This is a genomic window from Caldisericia bacterium (assembly GCA_021158845.1).
Lineage (GTDB): Bacteria > Caldisericota > Caldisericia > B22-G15 > B22-G15 > B22-G15.
This window is the reverse complement of the sequence record JAGGSY010000023.1, coordinates 1-10,543: the sequence shown is the minus strand read 5'-3', so window position 1 is coordinate 10,543 and position 10,543 is coordinate 1. Positions and strand designations below refer to the sequence as shown.

Sequence of the window (10,543 nt, the reverse complement as noted above, 5' to 3'; positions counted from 1 at the left end):
GGAAAATCCTATCTATGAGTTTTTCTGAATATGTGTTTATACAGATAGATACCGAAATGTAAGTTGAAATTTCCTTTAAAACCTTCTCAACCACTTTGTTTGAAATTTTATTATTTACAGTTTGTATGCAGAGTCTTTTAAAGTTTCCATCCTTTACTCTATCCATTACATTACTTATTGGAAAAGGGGGCCATATAACCCTTGAAAGCATATTGGGAAGAGAGGAGGAATCTTTTGCTTCAGTGCAGTACTTACAGTTTCTCACACACTTACCAGGTGTCATAACATAAATTGTTGTGGGAAGATAATCCACTTTTTTATTCGTTAGATTTAGTAGCACAGCACTGCCAAGGGAAACTCTAAGGGTAGAGGATTCCACACTCATAATACACTTCTGGATCTTTAACTATTTTCTTTAGCGATTGTGAGGGATTTACAAAACCTGTAAACCCAACCTCGTAAGCCATAACATCAAGTTCATCTCTATACTTTCCCTTAGGTCTCATACAACCAAGATACAGTTTTGTAAGTCTCAACTTTCTTCTTGCAGCTTCAAATACTTTATAAACATCATCAACATCTGGAGGTTTGACGTTCTGAAAGGCAGTGCCTTTTGTAGGGATTATTACAAGGAAAACTATAAGAGAGGGTTTTATCTCGGCAAGGACATCAATTATTTCAAACTCTCCTTTTATCTTTCCTTCATCAAGACCAACAATTATGTGAGGATAGGTTCTAAAATTTCTTCTTAAAAGAAGATACTCCTTTCTAAAGTCCTTTCCTGTGTAGGGGAGGTGATAAACTCTTTTTATTAACTCATCATCATATATGAAATCAAATGATGCAGCATTCACAAAGGGTTTTACCTTTTTAATTTCATTAGGGGAAAGAAATCCCGGATGTATAAGAATTTTTTTATTGAATCTTTTAATCTTCTTTAAAAGATTTATATTCTGGATAAGAGGTATCTTTCCCTCTTCGTTAAAACCACCAGATACAAGAACAGAGAGATACTCACCCTCTTTAAGTTTTTTTATTGCATCTTCCTTTGGTGTCATTCCTTTAAGATAGACACCATTACAGTGAAGGCAGTGTCTATCACAGAATTCTCCTGTAAGGGAAATGGTCAAGGTTTTGTTGGGATAGAAGAATTTGATTTTCTCCTCTACCACTTAAGTTTCATCTCCTTTACAGCTTTCACCTCATCAGGTCTTGAGATTTCTGTGGTATGAGGAGACTCCTTTAAAATTTTAGGATTTTCCTTTGCCTCCTTTGAAATTTTTATCATGGCATCTATAAATTCATCAATGGTCTCCTTTGTTTCTGTTTCTGTGGGTTCAATCATTAGTGCCTCTTCAACTATGTGAGGAAAATACACAGTTGGAGGGTGAAATCCATAATCCATTAGCCTCTTTGCAATATCAAATGTCTTTACACCATACTTTTTGTATGGTTTTCCAGATAGTACACATTCATGTTTGTACACTGTATCAACAAGGGGAGGGTAGTATTCTTTAAGTTTTTCCTTTATGTAGTTGGCATTTAAAACTGCTGTTTCTGAAACCTTTCTTAAACCCTCGGGACCCATGAGTCTTATGTATATGTATGCTTTCAGTAAAACTGTAAAATTACCGTAGAAACTTCTAACTCTCCCAATACTTTTTTCTGGTTTCTTAAAGGTGAATCTTTCATCCTCCTTTTCAACTATAGGATAGGGGAGATAATCTTTCAAGAAATCTTTAACCCCCACTGGTCCAGCACCTGGTCCTCCTCCTCCATGAGGAGTTGAGAAGGTCTTGTGTAAGTTTAGGTGAACTATGTCAAATCCCATATCGCCCGGTCTCACTATACCAAGAAGGGCATTTAGATTTGCTCCATCATAGTAGAGTAGCGCACCCTTTTCTTTTAGAATCTTACTTATTTTCAAAATATCTCTCTCAAAGAGCCCAAGAGTGTTTGGATTTGTGAGCATAAATGCAGCAGTCTTGTCTGTAACAACTTTTCTTAGCTCTTCTGGATCAACTATTCCATTCTTTGATGGGATTTCAATTACTTTAAATCCTACCATTGCCGAAGAGGCTGGATTTGTGCCATGGGCAGAATCTGGCACTATAACTTCGCTTCTTTCCTCTCCTCTATCCTTGAAGTACTCCCATATGATTCTCATTCCAGTGTACTCACCGTGGGCACCTGCTGCAGGTTGGAGTGAAAAGGCATCCATCCCTGTTATCTCTTTAAGATACTCTGAAAGTTCCCATAGTATTTTCAAATTCCCCTGAACCATATCCTCTGGAAGTAGTGGATGCATGTATAGGAATTCTTCTCTTCTCGCTATTTCTTCACTTATCTTTGGGTTATACTTCATTGTGCAGGAACCTAAGGGATAAAAGCCATTATCAACTCCATAATTTCTATGAGAGAGGTTAATTATATGTCTTATTAGAGTGACCTCATTAATATCTGGAAGCTCTACTTCATCTCTCAATAAGTTTTTGTCAAGCTCTACCTTGATGTCATATCTATTGAAATCCTCTATAAAGAATTTGTTACTTCCTTTTTTTGATAATTCCTTTAATAGTTTCATCTAACCCTCCAGGATAGCACACATAAGGAGTTCTATGTCTTCAAGACTGTTCATCTCTGTAACTGCAAAAAGGTAGGAATTTTTATAACCCTCAATGGGTATCCCACCATATATATCTACAAGTGAAAGTTTTTCTCTTAGTTCATTCTCATCAAAGGGAAGATTTACAGCAAATTCATTGAAAAATGGCCCTGAGAAGGTAAGCTTAAATCCTTCATCATTAAATCTCTTTGCGAGATAGTGTGCCTTCTTATAGTTTATCTCTGCTATCTTTTTAAATCCTCTTGGTCCCACTGTGGCAAGGTATACAAGGGCAACAAGGGCTTTTAAAGCATGATTTGAACATATATTTGATGTAGCCTTTTCCCTTCTTATATCTTGTTCTCTTGGTCTCAATGTCATCACAAAACATCTTTTTCCATTTTTATCCACAGTTTCTCCAACAATTCTTCCAGGGATCTGTCTTACATACTCTTTCTTTGTCTGCAAAATTCCAAGATAAGGTCCCCCAAAGGAGAGGGGCATACCAAAGGATTGTCCCTCCATTGCAAGAATATCAACTCCAAAGTCAAAGGGAGGTTTGATTATTCCAAGGGATAATGCCTCAATTATGGACAAAATAAATAGAGCACCGCTATCTTTGATAATTTTCCCCAGTTTATTCAGATCTTCAATAACTCCGAAATAGTTTGGAGATTGAACAACAACAGAGGAAACCTCTTCCTTTAAAATTGACTTCAACTTTTCAATGTCAATCCTTCCTTCCTCTGTGAAATCTACCTCTATAATCTCTATATTTCTTGGTTTTAGGTATGTTTCAATTACCTCCCTGTATTGAGGATTTAAGTTTTTTGGAAGCACAACTTTACCTTTTTTATTTATCCTCTCCCCCATCAGTATTGCTTCAGCAAGAGCAGAAGCACCATCATACATGGATGCATTTGTAATGTCTGCATGAGTTAAATCACTCATTACAGATTGAAATTCAAACATTGCTTGAAGAAGACCCTGACTCATCTCTGGCTGGTATGGAGTGTATGAGGTATATATCTCACCTCTTTCCAACAGATAGTTTATGGTGGAGGGAATAAAATGAAAGTATGCACCTCCTCCAAGAAATATCCTTTCAGTGAGATCATTCTCCTTGAAGGTTCTTTTAATAAGGGAGACAATCTCCTTTTCACTTAGAGCAGGCGGTAGATTTAATTTTCTCTTTAAAAGTATTTCTTCTGGAATGTCAGAAAAAAGAGAGGAGATGGATGTGATCCCCATCTCCTCAAACATTTTCCTCTTATCTTCCTCTGTTAAAGGAATATATTTCATGTTATTTTCTATACTCGCTGTATCCCTTTGCATCCATTAAATCGTTTAAATCCTCTTTATTCTCCATTTTGATCTTGAAAAGCCAACCTTTGCCAAAAGGATCCTCGTTAACAATGGAAGGATTATCTACAACTTCTTTGTTCACTTCAATTATTTCTCCAGAAACTGGAGCATGTATATCTGCTGCTGTTTTTACGGATTCAATGGATATAACTGCTTCACCCTTTTTTACCTTCTTGCCAACCTCTGCTTCTTCCACATAAACAATATCTCCCAACTGATCCTGGGCGTAGTCAGTAATACCAACGGTTGCTGTGTCTCCCTCTACCTTTGCCCATTCATCGGTCTTTGCATAGTAAAGACCCTCAACAACTTTAGCCATCTTGCTCTCCTCCTTTTTATTTTTTTGTTCTTGGTTTTATAAAAGGTTTCTTAATGACTTTCCCTTTAAGCTCCTTCCCTTTTCCTAAAATTCTAACCTCTTCTCCAATTTTACCATAAGGAAGGTTAATGTAGGCTAATGCGAGGGATTTATTCAACACAAATGAGAAGTTTCCGCTTGTTACAAATCCAATCTCTCTTCCGTTCTTAAAGATCTTATAACCATGTCTTGCAACACCACCACTAATCTCAAGTCCTCTCCATTTTCTCTTTACACCCCTCTCTTTAATTTTTTCAAGTGCGTTTTTTCCAATAAAGTCCTCTTTTGAAAAATCCACGAGAAATTTTTGACCAGATTCTATTGGATTTATGGATTCATCAATATCATTTCCATAGAGCCAATAGCACACCTCAAATCTTAATGTATCCCTTGCACCAAGTCCACATGGGAGTATGTTAAATTCCTTCCCCTTTTCAAGGATATCCATGAAAATTTTTTCTCCAAGTGATGCCTTCATATATACTTCAAATCCATCCTCTCCTGTATAGCCAGTTCTTGAAATGAGGAGTTTTTCTCCAAAGATTTCTATTTCGTTGAATTTAAAGTATCCAATCTGTGAGAGATCAAAATCTGTGAAGTTCTGGAGGAGTTTCTCAGCTTGAGGTCCCTGAATGGCAAACTCCACGATTTCACTGGAGATGTTTTTCACATTAAGTCCGTCCCATAGATGTTTTTTAATCCAGTTAAAGTCCTTTTCTGTGTTTCCGGCGTTTACAACAAGAAGGATTCTTTCATCTGAAAATGTATAGGAGAACAAATCATCAAGGATTCCCCCTTCCTCATTACACATTACTGTATACTTAACATCTCCATAGGATGTTGAGTTGATGTTGTTGGTTAGTATATAATCGGCAAAGAGTTTTGCTCTCTTTCCCTCTATCTCTATTTCTCCCATGTGGGAGACATCAAAAATACCCACACTATTCCTCACTGATAGATGCTCATCCCTTATGGATTTATAATAAAGGGGCATCAAAAATCCAGAGAATTCAGTTAGATGCGCACCAAGTCTTTTGTGTAATTCAATTAATGGAACTGTTTTCATTTTTCTTCCTTATTAAAAATAAAAAGCCCCAGACATCTGGGGCTTTAAATATTACAACCTTACTCCCTCTTCGTGTGTTACTCTCTCCAGTTTCAAAAGATTTTCCCAATCCTCATCAATCTTTTTCTGCATCTCTTCAATTACATGTCTATTCTCTGGTTTGAATAGATGTTTGAATCTTGTTTGAAGTTTTAAAAACTCCTCAATAGGCTTTCTCTCTTTTGGCTTGTAGTTTATTGTAAGTACGCCATTTTCAATTTCATATAGGGGCCAAAAGTTTGTCTCAGTTGCAAGTCTTGACAGTTTTATTGTTAAGTTCTCTGGAAAAGACCAGTTTGTTGTGCATGGCATCAATACATTTATAAATTTCGGTCCTTCTATGGATAGAGCCTTTTCTGCCTTATTGTATAGATCAACAACCTTCCATATGGAAGCCTGAGCTACATACGGTATGTTGTGTGCTGCTACAATTTTCACAAGGTCTTTTCTCCACTCCTTCTTTCCAAAGGATACTTTACCAGATGGAGCAGTTGTTGTGGATGCTCCAAATGGAGTAGCACCGCTCCTCTGATGGCCTGTGTTCATATATCCTTCATTGTCATAGCACACATAGAGAAAATTGTGTCTTCTTTCAAGGGCTCCAGAGAGAGCTTGAATACCTATATCATAGGTTCCACCATCTCCTCCAAAGGCAATTATGTTAACTTTATCTTTAACAACTCCCTTTTTCTTGAGTGCTCTATAGGCAGCTTCAACTCCAGATGCAGCAGATGCTGCGTTAAGAAAAGTGACATGAAGCCATGGAACATTCCATGCAGTGTATGGATATATTGTTGTGACAACTTCAAGACACCCTGTAGCATTTACAACAATAACAGGATCTTTTGAAGCTGAAAGAACAGTTCTTACTATGGTGTTTATCCCACATCCGGCACACATTCTGTGTCCCGGAACAAGCTTCAAGCCCTGTTCAGCTTGAATTTTAGCCAATTCTCTTACATTCATTTTTTCCTCCTTACTCTCTAAGTCCTATACACTTTTCTTCACTTGAAACTTTACCTTCAAGGAGTTCGTTGAAGACTTCCTTTATCTCTTGTTTGAAGATATCTCTTCCACCAAGCCCATATATATAACTCTGTATTGGAATTCTTTTATCAAGGTCATATAGAGCGTTTCTTATCTCTGAATAGAGGGGAGCATAACCACCAAAGGAATAGGATCTATCAAGAACACCTATAACTTTCAAATGTTTTAAAGCATCTCTTATCTCTTCATATGGGAAGGGTCTAAATAGTTTTGGCTTCAACAATCCTACCTTTTTACCCTCTTTCCTCAGTTCATCCACTGCATCCTTTGCAGTTCCTGCAGCAGAGGATAGAACCACTATCCCCACTTCTGCATCGTCAAGTCTATACTTTTCAAAGTATCCATACTCTTTGCCTGTAATTTCTGATAGTTCCTTTCCTATCTCTATATACAGCTTTTTAGCCTTCTTCATAGCTTCCTGTTCCTGTCTCTTTGTTTCAAAGTAGTAATCAGTTAATTCAAGGGGACCCATTGTCCATGGCTCCTTATAATTCAACAGGGAAAATTTTGGTTTTCTTTCACCAACAAATTTGTGCATAACTTCATCATCATATATCTCTACAACCTCAACTCCATGACTTATGATAAATCCATCAAGCATAACCATTGCTGGAAGTAAAACATCTGGATGTTCTGCAAGCCTTACCGCAAGAAACATATTTTCATATGCTTCCTGTGCATTTTCAGAGTAAATTTGAATCCAACCGAGGTCTCTTACCGCCATGGAATCGGAATGGTCACAGTGTATGTTTATTGGAGCAGATAATGCTCTATTTGCTATTGCCATAACCACTGGCAGTCTCAATCCAGATGTTGCAGGTAGAACTTCCACCATAAGTGCAAGTCCCTGCGATGCTGTGGCAGACATTGCTCTCGCACCAGCAGCTTCTGCGCCTGTTACCACAGATATGGCAGAATGTTCTGACTCTGGTGTTACCATCACAGTATCCACAACTCCATCAGCAACAAACTTTGCGAAGGTGTGGACTATTGGAGATTGAGGTGTAATAGGATATGCTGCAAGAACATCTGGCTTTATCTGCCTCATTGCTTCAGCAATGGCTTCATTTCCAGTTAATGGTTTTTTTGTGCTTTTAACTTTTGTCATACTCATTTTAATCCTCCCATGTTTCCCTTACCATTTTAATTGCTTTTGTAGGACATTCCTCAGCACATATTCCACATCCTTTGCAGTAGTCAAAATTAGTTTCAAGTCTGACTGGACCTTTATATACTCTATCTCTAAAACCTTTGACTCCTTCTTCAGATATGATCACAGGAATTGCAGAGTCTGGGCAGTAGTGAACACATATCATGCAGTGGGTGCATAGAGATGGATCAAATTCTGGTCTAAATGTTCTCCAAGTTCCAGTTTTGTATTCAAGAGAAGTTTTAGCTGGTAGATTTCCACCTATGGGTATTTCCTTCCAGCCTTTGAGTTCACTCCATTTTACTTTTTCACTCATGATTTCGCCTCCTTATAGCCTTCTCTAAGAGCTTTTATGTTCGCCTCTACCTTTTCCTTTCCCATCTTTTTTTCAAAAATCTCCCTTATAGCAAGTTCGAGGGATTCCAGTTTTACAATGGGATAGGATTTAACAAGAACTCCAAGAGATGGAACATTTGGAGCATCTCTACCAATATTGTTTATACTTATTCCACTTGCATCCACTGTGAAGATCTTTCCCTTGAACTTTGTTATTCTTCTTACCTCCTCAGGACTCTTTACAGTATTCACTATTAGCACTCCTTCATCAGATAACCCTTTAGTTACAGGAATTGTGTATAGAAGTGTGTCATCAAGAACAATTACAACATCTGGATTAACTATAGGTTCGTGGGATCTTATCTCTTTCTCAGAGATTCTTGTGTAAGCAACTGTTGGAGCACCTCTTCTCTCAGATCCATACTCAGGGAAGGCTTGAATCGTTTTACCCTCTTTAAAAGCAGCAAGGGCTAAAATCTGACCTCCCGATTTAGCGCCCTGACCCGCTCTTCCATGAATTCTAACCTCAAACACCTCTTTCACTTTTCTTTCCTCCGTTTATTTAATTTTAATTTATTGCCAAAAACCTTATTATATTATATTACCAAACCTTATTATATTATAGCACTTTAAAAAAATAAAGGAAAAGTTTTTTATAAACATAATCGCAATTATAATGATTGAAAAGAGAACAACTATTTTTTATTATTAATTAGAAACTTAGAACTGGAGGTACAGATTTGATTGAAGATTTAATAAGGAGCATTGTAAAAAGGAGTGATGTTGATTATCTGGAGATTAGGGTTGAAAAGGGAGAGAAGACAGGAGTTGAAATAAAGGGAAGAAGTTTAGAGACATTAAAGAGAGGTAGGTTCTTTGGAGGAAATGCCAGGGTTTTAGTAGGCGGTGTATGGGGTTTTGTATATTTCAATAGCCTTGGTGAGATAAAAAGAAAGGTTGAAGATGCCATATCTCAGGCAAAAACCCTGAAAGGACTCATAAAGGAGAAATCCACTCTTGCATCCGCTGATGTAGTTGAAGTAAAATTTAAACCTAAAGTAATCAAACATCCTGAGGATATTTCTCTTGAGGAGAAGGTAAAAACACTCATGAAATATAATGAAATCTTTTTCTCGGCTGGTAATGAAATAGTAGGAACTTTTATAAGGTATAATGACACAGTTAAAAAAGTTTATTTTGCCAATTCAGAGGGAACTTATGTTGAACAGGATGTTATAGATATAGGATCAACAATGATGGTGATTGCAAGTAATGGAAAGGAAACACAGAGAAGTAAAGTTGATTTTGGAAGTAGTAATGATATTTCTGTGATGTTTGGTCTTGAAGAGGAAGTTAAAGAAAAGGCAAAACTTGCAATTGAATTGTTGAATGCTAAAGAGATTAAGGGAGGAAACTTTCCTGTTGTTATAGACCAGGAACTTGGAGGAGTCTTTATCCATGAAGCTTTTGGTCATCTAAGTGAAGGAGACAACATTTACGAAAATGAGAACTTAAAAAGAATCATGAAGATTGGAAGAGTTTTTGGCTCGGAAGGCTTAAATGTTTTTGATACAGGCGATATGGAGGGTAAGAGAGGTTTTGTTATGTATGATTCAGAGGGTGTAAAAACAAAAAAAGTTTACCTTATCAAGAATGGTGTGCTTTATGGAAGACTACATTCAAGAGAAACTGCAGGAAAGATGAATGAGGAAGCTACAGGTAATGGAAGGGCGATATCCTATAATTTCCCTCCTATACCGAGGATGAGAATTACATGTATAGAGAATGGTAAGGTTGATTTTTCTGATCTTATAAAAGATGTGAAGTTTGGGGTTTATGCAAAAGGAGCCTTTGGTGGTCAAACCAATGGAGAACTATTTACATTTGTGCCTGAAGTTTCGTACATAATAAGGGATGGGAAGATTTCAGAAATGGTTAAAAACATCTCTCTTTCTGGAAATGTGTTTACAACTCTTAAAAACATTGTAGGTATAGGTAATGATTTTGAGATACACGATTCTGGTGGTGGATGTGGAAAGGGAAATCAGTATCCGCTCCCGGTGAGTCATGGTTCTCCACACATACTTATAAGCAATGCACTTGTTGGAGGTAAGGGATGAGAGAGAAATTTGTAAAGCTTGTTGAACAAAGTGGAGCGAGTGGAGAACTTTTAATACTTAACGTTGATAAGTTATCCCTCTCCTTTGAGAATGGTAAATTTAAAAATATTGAGGAAGGAAAAAATGGGGGTATTGCTGTAAGGGTTATAAAGGATGGAAAACTTGGCTTTTCCTTTTCAACTGATGCAGAGGATGTTGAATCAGTCGTAGATGAGAGTCTCACGGTTTCGAAGTTCGGTGATAAGGTTGATTTTCAGTTTGTAGAAGGAGGAAGCGCTGACGAGAAGAATTTTTATGATGAGAGAATAGAGAAGGAGGAGAGAAAGAAATTTATAGAAGAAGGAGAAAAGGTTGTAGAGGAATTAAAGGCGTTTAAGAAGGAGATAGAACCCTTCTTCTATATGGAGAGGGATATAATAACAAAAGAAATATTACCAACAATGGTTTTAGAAGAAGA

12 protein-coding genes are annotated in these 10,543 nt (G+C 37.1%); 2 read left to right on the top strand and 10 right to left on the bottom strand.

Annotation, left to right across the window (positions count from 1 at the left end; genetic code table 11):
• From J7J33_00915 to J7J33_00870, 10 genes are all read right to left on the bottom strand, one after another.
• The coding region (locus J7J33_00915) for a hypothetical protein (protein ID MCD6167856.1) at nt 1–385 on the bottom strand (385 nt) is incomplete at its 3' end.
• Nucleotides 360–1,172: a radical SAM protein gene (locus J7J33_00910; protein ID MCD6167855.1), complete on the bottom strand. Its 813-nt coding sequence runs from the start codon at nt 1,170–1,172 to the stop codon at nt 360–362. The genes J7J33_00915 and J7J33_00910, both read right to left, overlap by 26 nt.
• Nucleotides 1,166–2,584 carry an aminomethyl-transferring glycine dehydrogenase subunit GcvPB gene (gene gcvPB / locus J7J33_00905; GenBank protein ID MCD6167854.1) on the bottom strand — a complete coding sequence of 473 codons (1,419 nt, stop codon included), beginning with the start codon at nt 2,582–2,584 and terminating at the stop codon, nt 1,166–1,168. Before gcvPB ends, J7J33_00910 begins: the two co-directional genes overlap by 7 nt.
• Complete coding sequence (gene gcvPA, locus J7J33_00900) at nt 2,585–3,907, bottom strand: aminomethyl-transferring glycine dehydrogenase subunit GcvPA (protein MCD6167853.1); 1,323 nt, start codon at nt 3,905–3,907, stop codon at nt 2,585–2,587.
• Nucleotide 3,908: 1 nt separating this feature from the next.
• Nucleotides 3,909–4,289 carry a glycine cleavage system protein GcvH gene (gene gcvH / locus J7J33_00895; protein ID MCD6167852.1) on the bottom strand — a complete coding sequence of 127 codons (381 nt, stop codon included), beginning with the start codon at nt 4,287–4,289 and terminating at the stop codon, nt 3,909–3,911.
• A 16-nt stretch (nt 4,290–4,305) separates the two neighbouring features.
• Complete coding sequence (gcvT, locus tag J7J33_00890) at nt 4,306–5,394, bottom strand: glycine cleavage system aminomethyltransferase GcvT (GenBank protein MCD6167851.1); 1,089 nt, start codon at nt 5,392–5,394, stop codon at nt 4,306–4,308.
• Between the two features lie 51 nt (nt 5,395–5,445).
• A complete protein-coding gene (locus J7J33_00885) occupies nt 5,446–6,399 on the bottom strand; it encodes a pyruvate ferredoxin oxidoreductase (protein ID MCD6167850.1) in 954 nt (317 codons plus the stop codon).
• Nucleotides 6,400–6,409: 10 nt separating this feature from the next.
• Nucleotides 6,410–7,588, bottom strand: coding sequence for a pyruvate ferredoxin oxidoreductase (gene porA / locus J7J33_00880; GenBank protein ID MCD6167849.1), 1,179 nt, complete (start codon nt 7,586–7,588; stop codon nt 6,410–6,412).
• A gap of 7 nt (nt 7,589–7,595) precedes the next feature.
• Complete coding sequence (locus J7J33_00875) at nt 7,596–7,946, bottom strand: 4Fe-4S binding protein (GenBank protein ID MCD6167848.1); 351 nt, start codon at nt 7,944–7,946, stop codon at nt 7,596–7,598.
• The gene (locus tag J7J33_00870; GenBank protein ID MCD6167847.1) at nt 7,943–8,500 is read right to left on the bottom strand and encodes a 2-oxoacid:acceptor oxidoreductase family protein; all 558 of its coding nucleotides are present in this window, start codon (nt 8,498–8,500) and stop codon (nt 7,943–7,945) included. The genes J7J33_00875 and J7J33_00870 overlap by 4 nt, the downstream gene beginning before the upstream one ends.
• A 206-nt stretch (nt 8,501–8,706) precedes the next feature.
• Between J7J33_00870 and J7J33_00865 the strand changes: the two genes are divergently transcribed.
• Complete coding sequence (locus J7J33_00865) at nt 8,707–10,086, top strand: TldD/PmbA family protein (protein ID MCD6167846.1); 1,380 nt, start codon at nt 8,707–8,709, stop codon at nt 10,084–10,086.
• Nucleotides 10,083–10,543, top strand: a 461-nt coding sequence (locus J7J33_00860) for a hypothetical protein (protein MCD6167845.1), incomplete at its 3' end; no start/stop codon positions are given. The genes J7J33_00865 and J7J33_00860, both read left to right, overlap by 4 nt.